The organism is Algibacter sp., from assembly GCF_029245835.1.
In the GTDB taxonomy this organism is placed as follows: domain Bacteria; phylum Bacteroidota; class Bacteroidia; order Flavobacteriales; family Flavobacteriaceae; genus Algibacter_B.
In genome coordinates this window covers 29660-50272 of the sequence record NZ_JAQWOO010000051.1, presented here as the reverse complement: position 1 = coordinate 50272, position 20613 = coordinate 29660, and the positions used below count along the sequence as shown (strand labels likewise).

Here is a 20613-nt window from a genome sequence, read left to right as displayed (position 1 = left end):
TTAAATTTCTATAAGTTGTATTCAAATATAGTTAAAAAAATATGCGCTAATTTAAAAATACGTGCGCTATTTGAGTTTTTTAAAAAAAATGTGCGCAAAATTTAAAATAAAAAATGTGCGTCATGAAAAAAAAACGTGCGCAAAATTCCAATTATCATAAAAACGCGCGCAAGAGGCCATTGGTCAATGCAGTGAAGCAATCTGCTTAATGTTTAGGTTCTCTTCATGAGTTTGCTTCACTACGTTCGCAATGACGGTTCATTCATGAGACTGCAGCGGTTATGCTTCCCTCGTAATGACGTCATATAAATCCTTCCAATCAGGATTTTCCTTTTCTATTAGTATTATTTTCTTTGCTCTACTGCCGGCTTTTAATTGTTTTTCTCGTCCTATGGCTTCTCCAATATCTTGATAGGCTTCATAATACACCAACTTGTTTAAATTATACCGCGCCGTAAACGACTTTTTATCGTGTTTTTCTTTATGCTGAGTAATACGCTCTTTTAAGTAAGCGGTTACCCCCACATAAAGTGTGGTATTGTTTTTATTGGTTAGTATGTATATATAGCCTGGTTTCATAATTATTTGTCATTGCGAGTGGAACGAAGCAATCTGTTTGTTGCGTGTACTCCTCTTTATGAGATTGCTTCACTATGTTCGCAATGACGGTTCAATTGTCATTGCGAGTGAAACGAAGCAATCTGGTTGTTGCGTGTACTCCTCTTTATGGGATTGCTTCACTATGTTCGCAATGACGGTACAATTGTCATTGCGAGTGGAACGAAGCAATCTGGTTAATGCGTGTGCTCCTCTTTATGAGATTGCTTCACTACGTTCGCAATGACGGTTCAATTGTCATTGCGAGTGGAACGAAGCAATCTGGTTAATGCGTGTACTCCTCTTTATGAGATTGCTTCACTATGTTCGTAATGACGCTCCTTTCATGAGATTGCCGCCGTCATGCCTCCCTCGCAATGACGTTATACAAATAGTTGCTGCAACAGCCCTTTTTTAAAGGTTTGCGTTTGGGTTATTTGTTCTTTCGCTGATTCTATTTTAAATGATAAATCTTTTAAAAACTTCCCTATAACAATTTGCTCTTCGGTAGAAGGCCTTGGAATTTTAATATCTCTAAAAAATTCAATCACACTCATGTTTAATAAGCCATGATTTCTAGCTCCTTCTTGTGCTATTTTGTGTAACTCTTTATTGATTCCTCCATGGTCTAAAAACTCTTTATAGAATGTAGAATCATCATTTTCTTTAATCCTAAAACAGATATATAAAGTTGAAACAACTCCTTTATCATAAAACTCTAATCTCTTAATAGCTCCCATTGGGTAGCCTTTTGAATAACTTTTGTTATATGCAAAATCTCCTTTTTTGAGTAAGTAATAATTAGTTACATCTTTGGCTGAGACTGATCTATTAAAATATTCTAATTGATTAATTAGTCCCATTTGAGCAGAGATTGACATTACATTCTGATTGTTTTCTTTATTCTTCTCTTTTATTCTTTCAAAGACATCTTGCATAACAGCCTCCTCCCAATCTGGGTATTCCGTTTCCATTTGCACAGATTGCTTCAGTTTGCTTCGTTCTTTGTCCTCGAAATGACTAGCTCGCAATGACGTTTCGTTGTGGGGATCTGGTTTAAAGCGGCGCTTGCCAGAAAAGAGTTGTTGCATGACACCTTTTTTGTACTCCTCCAACAAGGCCTTCTTTTTGGTGAGCTGCTGTATTTTTTCATCTACCGCAGATAAAAAGGATGCTATTTTTTGTTGTTCGGGGAGGGTGGGGAAATGATATTTTAATTTCTTCACAATATTCGCAGACAAGTTGCCTTGACCTCCTTGTAAATACTTCCCAACAATTTTATCCTTATTTAAAACTAGTAAACAATGTATAAATTCAATTTTTTCAGATTCTGTTCTAATGCATAATATAGCTTGATTTATTGCTCCAGACATTTTGGAGATTCCAACTTCACCACTATTTGCACCATAAAGAGCATATAATAAATCGCCAACTTCAACAATTTTAGCAGAAGAATTATTTAAGGCTTCTTCTGTTATATAATTCGTAACATTTGAATCAAAAATATTTCCTGACCCAATGAAAGGGATGCCTCCATTATAATACTCTTTATTCGAACTTGTAGGTGTACCTCCTGAAAAGAAAGAGCATATTTCCTTTAGTTGTTTATTATTCCAATCGCCGTCAAACTCCTTGAATCGTAATTTAGGTATTAAAGGGGCAGATTGCTTCGTACCTCGCAATGACGTTGTTTTTTTGACTGATTGCTTTGTTTCTCGCAATGACGTTGTTTTTTTGACTGATTGCTTTGTTTCTCGCATTGACGTGGTATTTTTGGTAGATTGCTTCGTACCTCGTAATGACGTTGTTTTTTTGACTGATTGCTTTATTTCTCGCATTGACGTGGTGTTTTTGGTAGATTGCTTTGTTCCTTGTAATGACGTGGTATTTTTAGCAGGTTGCTTCACTACCTTCGCAATGACGTTCCTATCATAAGATTGCTTCGTACCTCGTAATGACGTTGCTTTTTTGGTACTCATAAGCTGCACGAAGGATAGAACGGTTTGTTTGAGCTCTCCCGATTTTTCATCGGGAAGCGAGTAGTGATAGCCTGACCTGAAAGGGCGTGCCCAAATTTATATGTTTGTAATTCGTTTTTCATTTTTTAATTTTTTCGTCTTTGCGAGGCTTTTTTGGCGTGGCAATCTGTTTAATGTTTGTACTTTTTTTCATGAGTTTGCTTCACTATGTTCGCAATAACGTTCCTATCATGAGATTGCCACGTCGTGCCTCCTCGCAATGACGGTGTAGCTAGCAATAACGGTTAGAAGGGTGTGTCTATATCTAATTGGTTACAAAAATCGGCTATGGTTGCATCGGTAGTAGCCATGTCTGCATCTAAGGTTTTAAGTGCCTTAGAAACTTCTGCCAGATCTACAGGTTCTTCTTCTTCAAAAGTATCTACATAACGGGGTATGTTTAGGTTATAGTCGTTTTCTGCTATTTCATTTAAGGTTGCTACATAGGCATATTTATCTATGTTGGCTTGAGATTCTTCGCTTTGCTCTGAATGACACGTGTATGTTTTGTAGGTTTCTATGATTTTATTGATGTCTGCTTCGCGCAAGTAGTTTTGGGTTTTTACTTTCTCGAAATGTTGGCTGGCGTCTATAAACAGGATACTTTGACTGCGCTCAGCATGACTTGCTCTATCTTTCTTAAGCACCAGAATGCAAGTTGGTATACTGGTACCATAAAAAATGTTGGCTGGCAAACCTATTACGGCATCTAGGTAGTTGCGGTCTGCTATGAGGTACTTACGGATGTGCCCTTCGGCTGCGCCTCTAAACAATACGCCATGTGGTAGCACGACTGCCATGGTGCCGTTATCGGCTAACTGATGTACCATGTGTTGCACAAAGGCAAAATCGGCCTTAGAGCTTGGTGCTAGTTTGCCGTAGTTAGAAAAACGGTTGTCGCTCATAAACAAAGGGCTGGCGCTCCATTTTGCTGAGAATGGCGGATTGGCTACAATGGCTTCAAATTGTTGGTTTGCATGTTGTGGACGCTCTAGGGTATCTTCGTTTTTTATATCGAAACGTTTGTAATGTACATCGTGCATAATCATGTTCATGCGGCACAGGTTGTACGTGGTAGGGTTCATTTCTTGCCCGTAAAACGCACTTACTTCTTTTACTTGTTTGGCGACGCGCAATAGCAGAGAGCCTGAGCCACAGGTAGGGTCGTACACCGATTTTAGTTTGTCTTTTCCCATAGTTACCAATTGTGCTAACACGTTTGATACTTGTTGTGGGGTGTAAAACTCGCCTGCCTTCTTGCCTGCGCCACTGGCAAATTGCCCTATGAGATATTCGTAAGCATCACCCAACACATCGCTTTCGGTATTTTCTAAATCGAAATCTATCTCGTCTAAATGCGAGAGTACTTTTACGATGAGTTCGTTTTTATCGTTTTCGGATTTGCCGAGTTTGGAGCTGGTTAAATCTAAATCTTCAAACAGGTTACCAAAGTCTTCTTCACTTTCAGACCCCATGGTGCTTTGCTCGATATGAGTGAGTACTTTGGCTAAGTCGCCTAAAATGAATTGGTGCTTCCCGCCTGCGTTGCCGCGTCTAGCCAATTCACTAAATAATTCTGATGGGAGCAGGAAATAGCCCAATTTATCGAGTGCGGCGTCTTTAATAGCGTCGATTAATGCGGTTTCTTGTTCGTGACCTTCTACTTGATTGAAAGTGAGATTATCGGGTTCAAGAATTTCGTTGGCATAGAGTTCCATTTTTCTACTTAAATACTTATAGAATATGAAACCTAGTATGTAGTCTCTAAAATCATCGGCATCCATTTTACCTCGAAGGGTGTTGGCGATGTTCCAGAGTTGGGTTTGTATTTGTTGGGTTTGTTCGGTCATTTAAATCTTCTTCTTACTTATTATATTTATACATAATAGCGACCTTAGAAAGTCGCTATTACAAACTCTTTTAAGAGAGTTTTTAAAGTTATGAAAGAATTTGAAAACCACCTCATAATGATTGAAATTTCTTAGAGGTATAAATTGTAATTATTAAAAATTAGGAGCGCAGTCTAAACTCTCATTATAAGGCTAGATATATTTCCAGAATGCCTTTCCGGCACTATCCAAATAATTCATGGAATAATACATTTTGGTACTTGAGCCTACTTGATAGATATATTCGTTACAGCTATAAGACTATTCTTTTTTAAAACACACTATGGCGAAATAATAGGTTTGATAATCAATGGTCACATTTATAAAAGGTTACTTTAGAGATTGCTGTACTGCTGTAACTATTATAAGTTGTTCCATAACTTTTAGATTTTACAAATTCCATCATTTTATCGCAAGATTGGGCTTTTAGTTGATAAAAAGAGGGAACTATAACCAAAAATAGAATTGCTTTTTTGATAATTTATTTCCAGTTTTAATCATTATCAAAAAAATACTCGTGGATATCAATAATATCGCCTCTACCCATTTGAACCAAATCTTTGGTTTCTTTTAAAAAGATGCCTAAAGAGCGTTCGTTATAAAGTAATTTCATTTCAGGGAAATAATCTGTAACCATATACATATCACCTGTTAACTTAAAAAATGGAACAACGAGTTTGCTTTTTACTTTTATAACCTTATTAACTACCTTGCCTTATAATAAGGTTTTATTAAGTGAAGCTTCATTTTTTTCATTAGAGGATACTTTTACTTAAGCAATAATCATATTCATCCACTCTTTACTATCCACAAGGTACCAGGTAACTGAAAGACTTTTACTTATTATTTGCAAAGTTGAATGACTTTTTTTCAATTTGAAATAACATGATTATAAAAGGAATGTTTAAAACGCCTGTTAAATAGAAGTCGCAAAGCCCCTTGCCTAAATATTAATAATTAAAAAGACTAAACAACACATGAAACTAGTGATACTAATTTAATGTGTTGCACTTACGAGTTGAACTCAACTTTTATATGATTTCTGATTTTTTTATTATTAAGTGGATTTACTTCCAAATCATGAGGATGAGCGTTCTTCCATAACAATATATGCACGCTATAGTTTTAATTTAATGGCCTGCCTTAATGCTATCCTTTTCGAAATGATGTGACCATTATTTGATTGCTTCTTCTTCTGGTGTATATCTTTCTGTTTTTAGGCTAATAAGTTGTTGCTCTTCTAAAACCACAATAACAAGTCTTACATAATCATTTACAGTCTCGTTAATTGATTGTGGATCCATAACATCTATATAGCCTTTCCAGATGAGTTCCCTGTCTTTAGTAGGACAAATACAATACATAGCTGTTTCTGTATGATACACTGTATATTCCTCATAATAATCTTCGTTATAAAAGGCATCTTGATACATTAAATAATCTTCTGTAAACCTCCTATGTGTACTATCAAATCCATCGTAATTTTTCTTGTAAATAATTCTATCTTCTACGCCTATTACTTTTGTGAATAAAACAGTATCAAATCCATCCATTATAAGATCACCTTCTAGTGCTCTTAGTTCTTCTTCTGTCTTTTTTTCTGAGGTAAAATTGGGTTCAAAAAAATCTGAACTCATTACAGCCTCTATACCTCTAGAGATATATTCTTCCTGTAATTGTTTTTCGAATTTTTGTCTTGCCTTAAGGTTTGAAGTCATGCCCACAACAAGCACTTTATTAGGATTATACTCAATAATATCTGGATTTTTCCAGTTTTTTACGAGCTCTGTTGAAGAGCAAGAAAAAATTAAGAAGCAAATTGCTAAGATTTTAAAAGGTTTCATTAGTACTTTGATTTTATTGAAGTAGGCGTTTTTGCTTTCCTTCTTTTATGATGCTTTTTATAAGCTCAAAAAGTTGAGATTTTAAAGTTCTATAATCTTCTAGAAAACGACTTACTTTAAGGATGAGTTTTCCATGTTCCTTCTTATAAGCGTTTTCTTCTTTAAGTTGGTTTATGCCATCTACCATGATTTTAAGTCCTTTTTCATGATTTATTATGGTATTAATCAATATTTCGGTTTCTTTTTGCTGGATACTTAATCGATCAATAATTTTTTTACTGCGCAAAAAATGTTTTGAATCAATGAGCTGAAGCGTGTATGATTTTATCAAATCGTCAAAAAATAGTTGCTCATCTTTAGCAAATCTTAATTCAGATAACCATTTAAGTGAGCCCTTATGCATCGTTTCTGTGCTCAACCAGGCTTCATATTTTTTTACTTTAGCTTGTTTTGTTTTCATTTTGAATTGTTTTAAAATTTAAAAAAAAACAGAAAGTAATCTTTATGAGGGTAATACCTAATAAACTTCAAAATAATGGATTAAACTCGTTAGGTATGATTACTTTCTGCTCTAGATAAAAAGTTAAAGAACTTCGATAACTTTTTTAGGAACTTCTTTCACAATGGCTTCTTCTTTTTTCAATAATTTAATATTTAGAACACCATTTTTATAAACGGCTTTTACATCTTGCTCTAAATCAATAGAAGGCGGAAGTGCTAACGATTTTTCAAAGGATTTATAACTAAATTCTTTACGAGAATAACCCTCTTCTTTACGCGCTTCTTTTGCTTCTTTTTCCGCACAAACATGAAGTACATCGTCTTCAATAAAAACTTCAAAATCTTTCTTATTAAAGCTTGGTGCTGCAAATTCAATTTCAAAATCTTTTTCGTGTTCTTGCACATTCATTGCAGGCATTAAGCTATTTTCTTCTAAGAAATCATCATTAAAAATGTCGTCAATTCTTGTAAGATTATTTAAGTTAGAATTAAAGAATCTATTCCCCCAAGGTCTTAACAGATTATTACCCCAAGGCGTAAGTAATTGATTTTCTAATGGTCTCAAACCATTTCGTCTTCTCCTTTTCATTAATGTTGTCATGATATTATAATTTAAGTTAAACTAATTTTGATACATTAATATACTTACATAAACAGGTTTTTACAATGATATATATCAGTCAGAAAAGTGATTTATTGAAGTTTTTATTTATAACTTTTAATTAATAATTACACCTTCTACATACTGAAATAGTCTAAATTTAAAATTGAAAACTGTAGTCTTAAAGTTGAATGTTTTTTGTTTTATTGCATCATGTGTTTTAATGAAAAAATTATCGCAAACCATATCTTCGCATTCCATTTTAACTCTAAGTTGTTTGGCATGCGAGTTTAATTGATTTAGTAAATCCTGACTATTTTCCTCTAACGTCTTTATTTCTTTTTTAAACCTAACAAGCGTTTCATATAAATTAAATACATGAGATTTAAAAATGGGTTTTTCTAATAATAATTTGTAAAATTTAAGCTCAAATTTTATATTTTCAATACTGGTTAAATCTGTTAATATATTGTATTGCAATTCTTCTATAGATTTATGCTCTGTAAAGCTTTTATAAGTTTTTATTGTTTCCATGATTTTGATGTTTGAAGATTATATCATCACTTTTTTAACGTCTGTAAGTTTTGGAATGGTAACCTGCCAGTTGTAAGTATCTTGTATTTTTAATCGAAAGGCATCTAAAGCAGTTGATTCACCATGAATTAAAAACACCTGTTCTGGAATATTTTTAATGGCACTCATCCAGTTTAATAAATCGTTTTGGTCTGCATGTGCCGATAAACTTTCTATATTTTTTATCGTTGCTTTTACGGGGTAGTATTTACCAAAAAAGCGTATTTCGTGCACGCCTTCTTGTAATTGTCTCCCTCTGGTGCCTTCCGCTTGATAGCCTACTAGAAGCACAGTAGTTGATGGCTCATCAATAAGTTGTTGTAAATAAGTTAAAACGCGACCACCTGTTACCATACCGCTACCTGCAATAATTATTTTAGAACGTTTATCGTCAATGGTTTCCCAGGTTTCTTTATAAGATTGAATAATATTTATATGGCTGCACATGGCATTATAATCTGCCATTGATAATTTATGCCATTTAGGAAATCGCTTAAAAACTTCTAAAACATTATTTCCCATTGGGCTATCAATAAAAATGGGAATGTTTGGTATCTTATTTTTTTTATAGAGTTGCCAAAGCACATACATGAGTGTTTGTAAACGCTCTACAGCAAAACTAGGAATGATTAAATTTCCTTTTTTATGAATGATTTCGGTAATAATTTGAGTTAGAACGTCTTCAATATTTTCATCGGGATGCAATTTGTTTCCGTAGGTGCTTTCAATAAACAAATAGTCTGCCCATTCGGGTTTCTTAGGATTATCTAATAAATAATCATGAGGTCTACCAATATCTCCAGAAAACACAAATCGTTTTCCGTTGATATCCAATTCAATAAAAGTTGCGCCAATAATATGTCCGTTATACTGAAAACGATAGGATATATTTTCTGAAAGCGGTATCCATGTATTAAGCATTTCAACATGAAATTGTCTTATAATCTTTTCAGCTTCAAATTTGGTATAAAAAGGTAATGCAGGATTGTGCTTGGTGTATTTCTCTTTATTGGCTTTTTTGGCTTCTTCTTCATGAATTTTAGCGCTGTCTTTCAATATTATTTCTGCAATAGCCAGTGTGGGTGCAGTTCCTATAATTTTACCTGTAAAACCTTGTTTTAATAATCGTGGTAAATAGCCAACATGATCCAAATGCCCATGGGTAAGCAATACGGTATCTATTTTATTAACATTAACGGGTAAATCACTCCAATTAAGTGCCCTTAATTCTTTTAAACCTTGAAACATACCACAATCTATCAAGATGTTTTTTTCTGAAGTTTCAATAAGAAATTTAGACCCCGTAACCACACCTGATGCTCCTAAAAAATGTATTTTAACAAATTTTTTCATGTTAACATATCTTCTTCTTATTTAAAAAAAATCCTAAAATCCTCTCAAGCATACAGCTAAACTAAAAACTAATAGAAAAAAATATAAACGATTAAAAACTTCTTAAATTTAAAAGTCCATTTAATTATTACACCTATTATACGCTTACTTCATAAAAAATGACTCTCAAATAAAAATATAAGTTTAGCCTTAATGATTACAAAGCATTTTTATTTCATTCAGTATTTTTTCTTTTCTTGTTTCAGAAATCCCCAAATGGTCTAAATAAAAAACATCGCCAATTAACGCTCTACACAATACCACATCTCGACTTAATAAAAACTGTTTTTCTCTATTGGTTAATAAGGTAGACACCGTAATAGGATAGAGTCCTAAGCGGTCTATACGATCTTTTAAACCATCATTTTTAGGATAATCCCAACTTAACAAATACAAATTAACACAGTTACCATATTTTATAGCGTCTTCGGTAAAACGTGTGTTAGTTACCACCCACCCTTTAGTTAAGGTAGATTTATTTTTAGCGTTACTTTTCCAAAATACTTTAATATCATGGTATCTTGAATTTATATAAAGTGGAATCTTTACGTTACAATTAAGACCCTCTTCATTATGAAATTTACATTCTATAACACTGGTTTCACCATTTTTTTGTGCCATAACATCAACTTCGTGTGTTACACATTGCCCTTGCAAAACAACTCCTATTTGGGTTTTATATCCTGAATATTTTAATATGGCTCCAATAAAACGCTCAAAAGGAAATCCTGTAGGTCCCAATTCATAAATCGCTTTTTTTAGTTTATACTTTGAAGCCAAATAACTTTTCTTCTTTTTTAGTAATGCAAATGCCCTATTGTAGATTTCTTTTGTTGAAATACCTTGATATAACTCATCTCTTACTTTATCTAGAATTTGATTTACTGTTTGCTGATCTGCACCCGATCGGTTTAAAGATATCTTTAATTTATCCAATGAAAATTTTACTTTTTTACCCGATGATTTAATAATATCTATTGTGCTTGTTTCCATTTTTAGTGTTGTAAAATTTGAATAGACTCCTAAATAAAAGCTACAATTTTTCTGTTTTAAAAAAGGCTTTAACCCAAGATTTTACTTGTCTTTTGGTCATTTTATCCGTTTTTACAATATCTTTAACTTTAGCACTTAAATCTTTATAAGCTATGTTTAACTCTTTATAAAATTTATTTTTAGCTTCAGCTGGACCAAAAAGAACTATCTCATCTACATCTTTAATTTCTGAAACTAAATTTTGAAAATACCTTTTTAACTGAAGTTTTTCTCGTTCTAAATATTTGCTATCTTGAACAACATCCTGTGGACCACCTTTTAATCGTGTTCCTGAACCACCATGAACATGAAAATTCTCCACATTAGATAGTATTGTGTTTACGCTTAAATCGCCATTATATTGCGTTACAATAATGGCTTTTTCTTTGTCTAACCATATTCCTGTTCGTTTCATTTTGTCTCGTTTTTACTTTTAAATTATCATCTGCCTTGAACGCTTATTTTAAACTAAAATTCGTATTCAGTTTCTTAAATCGTGCATTACGAATATGGGAACCTTAGATTCGTAACCAATTTTCTTAACCAATGGGTTGCTTAGTATACTTCCAAAAAAAGCGTGTTTCTTATTTATAAAGGCTACCATATCACTTTCTCTACTTTCAATAAAGCAAATGATAGCAGCAGGTATTTCTATATGACTTAGCGTGTGGAATGTATGCGGTATACCTTCAAAATATTCTTTTAATAAAGTTTTATTACTGAGTTGTTTTTTGCTCAATTTGTTTTCATTAGCTACATGCAAAATCCTAATAGAGGCATTGCAATTTTTAGTCAAATCAATCAAATAACTAAGTTCTCTTCTCTTGATATGAGTTTTAAAACTAGTAGGGAAAACAATTTCTTTTGGTAAGTGATGTTTTGCTTGTTCTGGCACGACTATAACCGGGCAGTTTCTTACTTTTTCCATTATGTGAATAGCCACACCACCAAAAACTTTTGCTTTAGAATCTGTCTTACCCTTAGTCCCCATAATAATGAGTTCTATATCTTTTTCTTCAACTACATTTTTAATAACTTCAACTACACCGTTAAACTTCGAAATAGTTTCAAAATGATGTTTGGAGTTGTCATAATCTCTAAAAGCTATCATATCCATAACTTTAGCCAAACTGTTTTCAGAATTTAATTTTGCAGTTTCATACATTTCGCTACCTGGTTCCATATTTATCAAACTACTCATAATGCTATCCGCAGGAAAAAAAACATTCAAAATATAAAAATCTACATGCTCATTCTTATACAACTCTAAGGCGTAAATTATAGCATGCCAAGCATTTTTAGAAAAATCTGTAGGTAGTAATATTTTGCGTTTCATGGGTTTCTTTTTATAAGTGAATCACCTAAATTTACCTTTACAAATTGTAGTTAACAATGATATCTATCAGTTCATTCTGGGATAACCAAAAACGGAATTTTAGATTGGAATCCTATTTTTTTTATTACAGGCTCCTTGACTATTTTTTCAATAAAACTATGTTTATAATTTACCATGACTAGTATATCAATATCTAATTCTTCAATAAAATCATTGATTTCTACTACTTTTTTAGCGTAATTTGGCATCCAATGCAAGCTATAATCATAATCGTTTAAATGGCTTTGGAGTTCCATTAAATTATAATCTTGAACATCATTGAGTTCCTCTTTCTCATTAATGTGTACAATCCTTATTTTTGAATCATATAAATTGGTTAACTGCACTAAAGGTTCAATTTCCTTAATATCATAAAACCGGTTATAATCTGTTGGGAAAGCAATTTGTTTTGGTTCAATAAAATCATAGTCCTCTGGTATTAATAAAACAGGACAATTAGCTTTATTAATAACCCGAACGGTATTGCTTCCAAAGAAAAATTCTTTTGCTCCTGTTGCCCCTTTAGTGCCCATAATTATTAAGTTAATATCATGTTTTTTAATCGCATCCTTAATGGCCGTATTTAAATCCTTAGTACTTAAAATGATATGAAAATCATGATTTGCATTAGCGTTTCCACGTTCTGCCAATGCTTTCAAATCTAATAACTCATTCATAGCATCTTCCTCCATTGTTTTTAAAAGTTTGTTTGAAAGGTCTTCGAAGGGTGCACCTACTATAATTAAAGCGTGTAAAAAATAGAACGAACATTCTTCATCTGTATAAAGTTTTAAGGCATAAACAGCAGCGCTCCAGGCATTATCTGAAAAATCTGTGGGTAATAAAATTTTTCGTTTCATCTGTAGTTGTTTTTCTTGTTTTCTAATTTTCAGCTGTAATTCGTCTCTAAACATTTTTGTTTGATATCAAATTACGACTATGGCTCTTTTTACAATCTATGTTTTTGAAGGAATAACTAAAAATGGAATGTTTAAATGAAATCCTATTTGGTTTATTGTATTCTTGAAAAATAAATTCTCGAAAAACGAATGTTTATTATTAATCATAACCAATAAATTAACACGCGATTTTAATTGAAAATTAGTAATTCCCTCTTCAACAGTTTGGTTACTAACACTATGAAATAAGTGTGCTGATTTTTTAAAATAGTGCTCTAATATTTTTTTGTTTTTTTCTTGGGCTTCAGATAAATCATATCCATAAGAAGCATGTAGTATGTTGACTCTAGTGTTATAAAGCGATATGATATCTAATATGGGATTTATATGATGGTCTTGATAATCGATTTCATAATCTGTTGGAAATAAAACTTCATGAGGCTTTTCAAAACCAAAACCATCTGGTATGGCTATTATGGGGCACTTTACGTTTTTAAAAGCATGCACCGTATTAGATCCAAACAAAACCTCTGCTAAACCTGTTGCGCCTTTTGTTCCCATAACTATAAAATCTATAGGTTTAGCCTCAACAATGTCTACAATTTCAGATATCAAGTTGTTAAATGCTGCAATACTCTCTATAGTATGCTTTGGATTATTAAATTCCTTTTTTATTCTGGTTTCTAAATGATCTAGATTTTTTAATGACGTTTCCCTAACGGCATCGCCTAAACCATATTGTGCAGGATCAATTAGCACATACTCTACATGATAAATTACTGGTGTATAAGTGTTTAACAAATAAATTTTACAAGTCTCATTTTTAAATAATTTTAAAGCGTAGACTATAGCATTCCAAGAATTCTCTGAAAAATCGGTAGGAAGTAGAATGTTTTTCATGATAGTAAATTTAGTAACGTTTTATATTTTGCAATCCTAAAAATGGAATGTCTAGATGCAAACTCAATTCATCTACAGTAGATTGAAACAAAATATTCTCTAAAAAAGAATGTCTTGTGTTTACCATAACTAACATATCTATGCTTTTTTCTTTAATATATTTATAGATGGTATTGATAATATGCTTGCTATTTTCAATATTAAAATTAAGTTTGTTTTTACATAAATGCCCTTCTATAAATGCCATATTATCCTCTTGTCTTAATGATAGTTTATCACTTTTAGAGATATAAAGCATATCTATTACCGCTCTATAAGGCGAAACCATTTCGCAGAGTAGTTTTAGTTCTCGCCTCTTATAGGGTATCATATAATCAGTTGGGAAAAGAATATATTTTGGCTGTGTGTATTTATAGTTTTCTGGAATTGCCAATACTGGGCATTGAACATACTTTAAAACTTGAAGTGTATGGCTACCAAAGGTTATTTTTTTATCATTGGTTTTCCCTTTGGTTCCCATTACTATAATATCGATATTTTGCTCATCTACAATGGTATCAGCTTCATCTAAAAGCAAATTATTTGCCGAAATTATATTATAAGTATGTCTAGGATTTGGAGATAGCTCGTTAATAATTTTTAATGTATCCTTTAACTTTTTAGAAGATTCATTACTTACTAAGGTTGTAATATTATCTAGGTTTTTTCTGGTTATTGAATCATCTTTGGCATAAATATCATCTTGATAAGCATGCATCACATAAAACTCGCTAACCTCATATTTAAATAATTCTAAAGCATACTTTATAGCATTTGTAGCATTTTCGGAAAAATCGGTAGGAATAAGTATTTTTCTCATGGCTCATAAATTATTATGACCCAAATTACATACTTAACGGACTTATTACAATGATATATATCAGATTACATCATTACTAACTTGCTTTTGGTAGTAACAATTTGGTTTTAAAAAAAAAAGGGAATTGTTAAAAAAACATTCCCTTTTTTATTCACATTTAATATGTGAATTGATTAATAGCCACCCTTTAAATGTAAGAAACAGGAAGCCTAAACTTCCTGTTTCCTTTTTGAAATGTTTGATTTTATTAACTAACCTTTTCTAATCATTAATATCCCTAATAAAGTTATACTAAATCTTCAGTAAATTTATACCGCCAAACATCTCTAAACAGTATTAAACATTTTACAATGAAAAACGCTGCTTTTTTTTAAAAAACAGGACGTCGAAACCTCCTGTTTTTCCAAAGTATTTAATGTCATCATTGAGCTTTCGGTTTTCTACAATATTACATTTATTACTAAACATAATATCTGGGTTTTCCTGCCAAACAATAGCTTCAAACACTTTGTTTCGGCATTATTGTTTTGCAACAACAACACCTAGATTTTTTTTTTTAGACTTCTAATATGCGATAAGAACGTTTTAATTATAGTGCTAATTTACATTACAAAATCTTAATACAAAATGATATCCATCAGTTTTGTAAAGTTATATAGGTACAATTTCATATACAATATTCAACAAAAACAAACCTATTAAAAATAATAAGGTGTAAATAACCTGGACTAATTTTATATTAATAAACTTTAATACCGCAGTGGTTCGCTTAGGAAGTATAAATAGAGACAATCCTATATATAGTGAAATCCAACCTATAAGGGTAATAATAAGCTTCCAGTTTGGCTCCCATATATTATGGAACAAAACATTTAGTAATCCCACGTTAATGGCCATAAAAGACGAAATTATTAGAAATTTCTCGTCTTCTAAATCATTAAAAATCTGCTTTATCCGTTTTGGATTAAAACTTAATATCATAAAAAATATGATGAGATACCATCCCCAAAACTTTGCTAAAAAAATTGAATTGTCCATAATCTATTGTTTTTCGTGAAGTACTAAAAAAGGTATTTCGGTATGATAACTAATGGCCTCAACCTTTGAATGAAATAAGATTTGTTGAAAATAATTAAGGTTTTTAGCTACCATACAAATCATATTTATATTTCTACTTTCAATAAAACACTGTACTGCATCTTCTACTTTTTTATTAGTTAAATAATGAAAACTATGGTATAAGTGACTAAAATAATCCTCTAATAATTCTTTACTTTTATTTTGATCCCTATTCAACTCTGCTTTCTTTTTACTTATATGAAGAATTCTTAATGCAGATTGATTTTTTTCTAAGATTTCTGAAAGCGGATCTAATATTTGGATATTGTTTGATAGCGCAAAATCTGTGGGAAACGCTATCTCTTTAAGTTTTACAAGTTGCGCATCTTCAGGCACAACCAAGGTGGTACATTTTACTTTGGTAATAACATCGCCCGTATTGCTACCCACAATAATTTTCTTTAAACCTGAAGCACCTTTAGTACCCATAACAATGCAATCTATTTTTTTCTCTTCAACATGTTTTCTTATCGATTCAATAAAAAAATTATAATCGAAAAGTGTATAAAATCTATGTTTTTTATTAGTTGTAAAAACTTTTCCTATACGTTTTAAAACTTTTCGAAGTTTTATTTTTGCTGGTTGGGTATCAACATTTACTAAAACATCTTGCGCTGAATCGTTCAGAATAACATGACTTAATGTGTATATATGGAGTAAATAAAAATTGCAGCTTTCTTTTTCAAAAAAACGAATAGCATATTTAATGGCGTTCCATGAATTTTCAGAAAAATCAGTGGGTAATAATATATTTTTCATCTAACAGCATCTTTATTGGTACTAATTTAAAGTGAAGTTGTTAGACACAAAATGATATTAATCATTTTGAAATATTGAGCAGTGCAACTACATGATACTTTTTAATTTTTGAATATCTACGACTTTAATATTTCTGCCTTCAGATTTTATGATGCCTTGTTTTTTAAATTCAGCAAGTGCTCTTATTAATGTTTCGGTAGCAATTCCTGCAACACTGGCTAAATCGTTTCTAGAAATTTTTATAACGTCGTCTGGTTTACGGTTTATTTTTTCGGCAAATTTTAAAATTGTAGCTGCTGTTTTTTTGTTAACTGTAGCATAAGCCATATGGAGTAGTTGTTCTTTAGCTAGAGATAAATCGCCTGTTAAAAGCTCTATAAGCTCCATAAGAACCTTATGATTTTTACTGAGTAAGTTATTAAAATCAATAATTGAAATCCCTAATAATTTAGTATTTGCTAATGCTGTTGCTGTTTCTTGGTGCGGTATGTTTTGCGTAAAAGAGATATATCCAAATAAATCATCTTCTTTGTAGAGTGCAGTTACCAATTCTTTTCCTTGTTCATCTATCCTATAACATTTTACGGTGCCATAGCTAATTAAGTAAATATAATTAGAATGATCGCCTTCATGGTAAATAATATCCTCTGTATTAAAAGGGAATTCAGTACCAAAATCATCAAAGAAATTTTTTAAATCGTTAAGTGTTTTTATTTCATTCTCATCGTTTAAAATAGGATAACTCGCTTCATTGTTATTCAATTCTTTTAAAATGGAAACTTTTGCTAAACGACTCTCAATAGCACTTATAAGGTCATCTTCTGAAAATGGTTTTGTTATATAATCGTCTGCACCTAAATTCATCCCTTTTCTAACATCGCTACGCTCTGTTTTAGCAGATAAAAAAATGAAAGGAATAGACTTTGTATGTTTGCTTTTTGAAAGCTTTTTAAGAGTGCCGTAACCATCAAGTTCGGGCATCATGATATCACAAACTATAATATCAGGCTGATGTTTTTTAGCTAATATAACTCCTGTTTTTCCATTTGAAGCTGTTATAACTTTATAACTAGATAATTCCAAAAGCTCTGCTGTGTTTTCTCTTAAAACCGCATCATCTTCTATGAGTAAAATTGTTTTCATTGTGCTACAATATTAGGAAGCGTTATAATGAATGTTGTGCCTTTATTTTCTATACTTTCAAAAGAAATAGTTCCGCCTAAGTTTTCTAAATGTGTTTTAGCTATGTTTAAACCAATGCCTGTACCTTGAGTATTCATAACATTTTCAGCTCTAAAATAACGTTCAAAAATATGTTTCTGGTCTTTTTCTGGAATACCCATCCCTTCGTCTTTTATTGTTAAGGTAGTAAACTTATCGTCTTGTTTAATATGTAAATCTATAACAGTACCTTCTGGAGAATATTTTATAGCATTATGTAATAAATTTGAGCATATTAATTGAATGATTTTTTCATCTTGATAAAGTGATAAATCGTCTATATTTTCAGGGTAATTTATTTGCTGCCCTTCTTTTAAAAGCATATTAGCATTATATACCACCTCATTAACAACTTTACTTATTTTAAAATGAATAAACCTATAATTTACTTTCCCAGTGTTTAAATTTTCAATGGATAAAAAATCGTTTAGAATATTATCTAAAAAATGAACTTTATCGGTTATTCTTTTTATGTGTTTATCGCGTTTTTCTTGTTGTTCGGTTAATTGATATTTACTAAGTAGCTGGCTCGATGTTAAAATCCCGCTTAAGGGTGTTTTAAATTCATGAGAGACTAAAGACAAAAATTTTGTTTTTAGCTCATTGAGTTCTTTTTCTTTACTTAAAGCCATTTTTAGTTGCTCTGTTCTTTCTTCTACTTTGTTTTCAAGCTTGCTCGTGTAATTTTTCCGCTCTGTAATATCCAAAAGGATGGCAACAAAAACCTTTTTTTCTCCTAAATTTGATAGCTGTAAATGAACTTCAACAGGATACTTGGTGCCATCTTTTCGTCGTTGAATCGATTCAATCTCTAATTTTTCAACATTCTTATCAAATAAAACATCAATTGTCTCTCTAAATTCAAATTCATCTTTGTATGGTGTTATATCTAAAGGTGTCATATTAATTAATTCATCCATAGTATATCCAAGATTCTTTTGGGCACCAAAATTCACATTTATAAAATTTAATGTTTCTGCATCAAAAACATGAATTTCATTTAATGATTCATCAAAAATGGTAGCCAGATGTTGGCGCTCATCTTCAGCTTTTTTACGACTTGTAACATCATTCTGTATTCCAATAAAATTTGTAACAACACCTTCATTATTAATAATAGGCATAATGTATAAATCGTTCCAAAACAGTGTACCGTCTTTTTTATAATTACGTAAAGTGACTTGACAACTTTCTCCATTTTTAATGGCCTTTCTAAGCTTTTTAAGAGGTATTTGGTTCCTATCTTTACCTTGTAAAATTCTACAATTATTATTAAGTATTTCTTCACTAGGGTAACCGGTAAGCTTTTGAGAAGCCGAATTAAAATAAATAACAGGATTATCTTTTTTTAAAGCATCTGTTATAATAATTCCGTTGTTAACAGATTCTAACGCTCTACTTTTTAGCAACAATTTTTTTTCTATGCTTTTCTTTTCAGACACATCTTTAACCAAAGCCATAACATAGGTTTTGTTATAAATGGAAAACGGGTTTAATTCAACCTCAATTGGAAAAATAGTAGCATCTTTTTTTAAGCCATAAATATCTGTAGCAGCACCCATTTTTCGACGCTTGCCTCTATGAATAAATTTTTCAAAATACTCTAAAAGACTATCATGGTAATGTGATGGCATAAGCAAGTTTAATTCCTTGCCAATAAACTCCTTTTTTTTGTAACCAAAAATGTCTTCTGCAGCTATATTTACTTCCATTATTTTTTGGTGATTATCAACAATAATAACCGCCTCAGAAACAGTTTCTAGAAGAATATTGAATATTTCTTGGTCTTGTTTAAACATAAAAATCTACATATATAAACAGGCTTAAAAGTACGAAAAAATTGTCATTAATTATACTGATTTATATCATATATATTATGTTAAAAAGTATGTAACTTTAATTCGTTAAACTTTAATAAAAATGAAAACAAAAAAGAAAATGACTCTAAAGTTTTACCAAAACTTGGGGAAGTTGTTTTATGCTATAGCTGCTGCAGATTTGAACGTGCAAAGTGCCGAGTTTGATAAACTTAAAGCGGTAGTAAAAAAACAATGGTTAGATATTGACGCGCTTGAAGATGATTACCATACTGATGCTGCATACCAAATAGAAATTGTTTTCGACTGGCTAAACAAACAAGAGCTTTTAAATTCAAAGGAATATTTTGAAGCTTTCATTAATTATAAAAATGACCAACCCCATTTATTTACAAAACCTATAAAAAAATTAATTTTAAAAACGGCAAGAGCGGTTGCCAATTCTTTTGCTGGCTTGAATAAATCAGAATTGATTATGCTTGCTAAATTAGATTTAGAATTAAAAAAAACATGATTATGAACTATTATTTTACCACTATTACAAAAGGAAGTTTTGAAACTATAGAGGAGAAAGTTAAAGGCTTACTAACAGATGAAGGCTTTGGTATACTTACAGAAATTAACATGCAGGAAGTTTTAAAAAACAAATTGAATGTTGATTTTAAAAAGTATAAAATCTTAGGAGCTTGCAACCCACCTTTTGCTTACAAAGCTTTACAGGCTGAAAACAAAATAGGCACTATGTTACCATGCAATATTATAGTACAAGAAAAGTCGCTAAATACAATTGAAGTATCTGCTGTTAATCCTCTAATTTCTATGCAAGCTGTAAATAATAAGCAACTAGACGAAGTTGCCAAAGTTGTTAGTACAAAACTCAAAAACGTTATCAAAAACATTAATAATGAAAACTAATTTCAACACCATAATACAATCTGAAATACCAGTATTAATAGATTTTCATGCCAACTGGTGTGGACCATGCAAAACGCTAGCCCCTATTTTAAAAGAAGTTAAAGAAACACTTGAAGATGCCATAAAAATTATAAAAATTGATGTGGATAAAAACCAACCTCTAGCAGCAAAATACCAAGTTAGGGGGGTGCCAACCATGCTGCTTTTCAAAAATGGAAAACAAGTTTGGCGACAATCTGGAGTGCTTCAAAAAAACGATATTATTTCAATTATAAAAAAACATACCTAAACGCTTTCTTGCT

The 20613-nt window shown here is 31.5% G+C and carries 22 protein-coding genes; 3 read left to right on the top strand and 19 right to left on the bottom strand.

Features of this window, described 5'->3' with window-relative positions; all coding sequences use genetic code 11:
- Nucleotides 1-279: 279 nt before the first annotated feature.
- The 19 genes from P8K68_RS08830 to P8K68_RS08740 form a co-directional block, all read right to left on the bottom strand.
- Nucleotides 280-579: a GIY-YIG nuclease family protein gene (locus P8K68_RS08830; protein WP_300249721.1), complete on the bottom strand. Its 300-nt coding sequence runs from the start codon at nt 577-579 to the stop codon at nt 280-282.
- Between the two features lie 401 nt (nt 580-980).
- Nucleotides 981-2576, bottom strand: coding sequence for a restriction endonuclease subunit S (locus P8K68_RS08825; RefSeq protein ID WP_300249719.1), 1596 nt, complete (start codon nt 2574-2576; stop codon nt 981-983).
- Nucleotides 2577-2860: 284 nt separating this feature from the next.
- Entirely contained in the window at nt 2861-4465 is a 1605-nt protein-coding gene (locus P8K68_RS08820; protein WP_300249716.1) for a type I restriction-modification system subunit M, read from the bottom strand.
- Nucleotides 4466-4997: 532 nt separating this feature from the next.
- Nucleotides 4998-5141 carry a hypothetical protein gene (locus P8K68_RS08815; protein ID WP_300249713.1) on the bottom strand — a complete coding sequence of 48 codons (144 nt, stop codon included), beginning with the start codon at nt 5139-5141 and terminating at the stop codon, nt 4998-5000.
- A gap of 538 nt (nt 5142-5679) precedes the next feature.
- Nucleotides 5680-6348, bottom strand: a complete 669-nt coding sequence (locus P8K68_RS08810) for a hypothetical protein (protein WP_300249710.1) — start codon at nt 6346-6348, stop codon at nt 5680-5682.
- Nucleotides 6349-6361: 13 nt separating this feature from the next.
- Nucleotides 6362-6808, bottom strand: coding sequence for a hypothetical protein (locus P8K68_RS08805; protein WP_300249708.1), 447 nt, complete (start codon nt 6806-6808; stop codon nt 6362-6364).
- Nucleotides 6809-6931: 123 nt separating this feature from the next.
- Entirely contained in the window at nt 6932-7450 is a 519-nt protein-coding gene (locus P8K68_RS08800) for an Hsp20/alpha crystallin family protein (protein ID WP_300249706.1), read from the bottom strand.
- A gap of 117 nt (nt 7451-7567) precedes the next feature.
- Nucleotides 7568-7984 (bottom strand): hypothetical protein, encoded by a 417-nt coding sequence (locus P8K68_RS08795; RefSeq protein WP_300249704.1) that lies wholly within the window; start codon nt 7982-7984, stop codon nt 7568-7570.
- An 18-nt stretch (nt 7985-8002) separates the two neighbouring features.
- Nucleotides 8003-9376: an MBL fold metallo-hydrolase gene (locus P8K68_RS08790; protein ID WP_300249702.1), complete on the bottom strand. Its 1374-nt coding sequence runs from the start codon at nt 9374-9376 to the stop codon at nt 8003-8005.
- Nucleotides 9377-9565: 189 nt separating this feature from the next.
- Nucleotides 9566-10408 carry a restriction endonuclease gene (locus P8K68_RS08785; protein ID WP_300249699.1) on the bottom strand — a complete coding sequence of 281 codons (843 nt, stop codon included), beginning with the start codon at nt 10406-10408 and terminating at the stop codon, nt 9566-9568.
- A gap of 40 nt (nt 10409-10448) precedes the next feature.
- Nucleotides 10449-10862, bottom strand: a complete 414-nt coding sequence (locus tag P8K68_RS08780) for a hypothetical protein (protein WP_300249696.1) — start codon at nt 10860-10862, stop codon at nt 10449-10451.
- Nucleotides 10863-10928: 66 nt separating this feature from the next.
- Nucleotides 10929-11783 (bottom strand): universal stress protein, encoded by an 855-nt coding sequence (locus P8K68_RS08775; RefSeq protein ID WP_300249693.1) that lies wholly within the window; start codon nt 11781-11783, stop codon nt 10929-10931.
- 71 nt (nt 11784-11854) lie between these two features.
- Nucleotides 11855-12682: a universal stress protein gene (locus P8K68_RS08770; protein WP_300249692.1), complete on the bottom strand. Its 828-nt coding sequence runs from the start codon at nt 12680-12682 to the stop codon at nt 11855-11857.
- Between the two features lie 96 nt (nt 12683-12778).
- On the bottom strand, nt 12779-13621 hold the full coding sequence (locus tag P8K68_RS08765; RefSeq protein ID WP_300249690.1) for a universal stress protein: 843 nt from the start codon (nt 13619-13621) through the stop codon (nt 12779-12781).
- A gap of 10 nt (nt 13622-13631) precedes the next feature.
- A complete protein-coding gene (locus P8K68_RS08760) occupies nt 13632-14480 on the bottom strand; it encodes a universal stress protein (protein WP_300249687.1) in 849 nt (282 codons plus the stop codon).
- A 651-nt stretch (nt 14481-15131) separates the two neighbouring features.
- On the bottom strand, nt 15132-15518 hold the full coding sequence (locus tag P8K68_RS08755; RefSeq protein ID WP_300249685.1) for a hypothetical protein: 387 nt from the start codon (nt 15516-15518) through the stop codon (nt 15132-15134).
- A gap of 3 nt (nt 15519-15521) precedes the next feature.
- Nucleotides 15522-16358 carry a universal stress protein gene (locus tag P8K68_RS08750; protein WP_300249682.1) on the bottom strand — a complete coding sequence of 279 codons (837 nt, stop codon included), beginning with the start codon at nt 16356-16358 and terminating at the stop codon, nt 15522-15524.
- Nucleotides 16359-16445: 87 nt separating this feature from the next.
- Nucleotides 16446-17501: a response regulator gene (locus P8K68_RS08745; RefSeq protein ID WP_300249680.1), complete on the bottom strand. Its 1056-nt coding sequence runs from the start codon at nt 17499-17501 to the stop codon at nt 16446-16448.
- On the bottom strand, nt 17498-19378 hold the full coding sequence (locus P8K68_RS08740; protein ID WP_300249677.1) for a PAS domain S-box protein: 1881 nt from the start codon (nt 19376-19378) through the stop codon (nt 17498-17500). The genes P8K68_RS08745 and P8K68_RS08740 overlap by 4 nt, the downstream gene beginning before the upstream one ends.
- Nucleotides 19379-19499: 121 nt before the next feature.
- Here P8K68_RS08740 and P8K68_RS08735 point away from each other — a divergent pair, with 121 nt between their 5' ends.
- Genes P8K68_RS08735 through trxA form a run of 3 tightly spaced genes read left to right on the top strand, consistent with a single transcriptional unit; the run spans nt 19500 to nt 20600 of the window.
- Complete coding sequence (locus P8K68_RS08735) at nt 19500-19910, top strand: hypothetical protein (protein WP_300249674.1); 411 nt, start codon at nt 19500-19502, stop codon at nt 19908-19910.
- Between the two features lie 2 nt (nt 19911-19912).
- Entirely contained in the window at nt 19913-20311 is a 399-nt protein-coding gene (locus tag P8K68_RS08730) for a DUF302 domain-containing protein (RefSeq protein ID WP_300249672.1), read from the top strand.
- Nucleotides 20301-20600 carry a thioredoxin gene (gene trxA / locus P8K68_RS08725; protein ID WP_300249670.1) on the top strand — a complete coding sequence of 100 codons (300 nt, stop codon included), beginning with the start codon at nt 20301-20303 and terminating at the stop codon, nt 20598-20600. Before P8K68_RS08730 ends, trxA begins: the two co-directional genes overlap by 11 nt.
- The last annotated feature ends 13 nt before the right edge of the window (nt 20601-20613 follow it).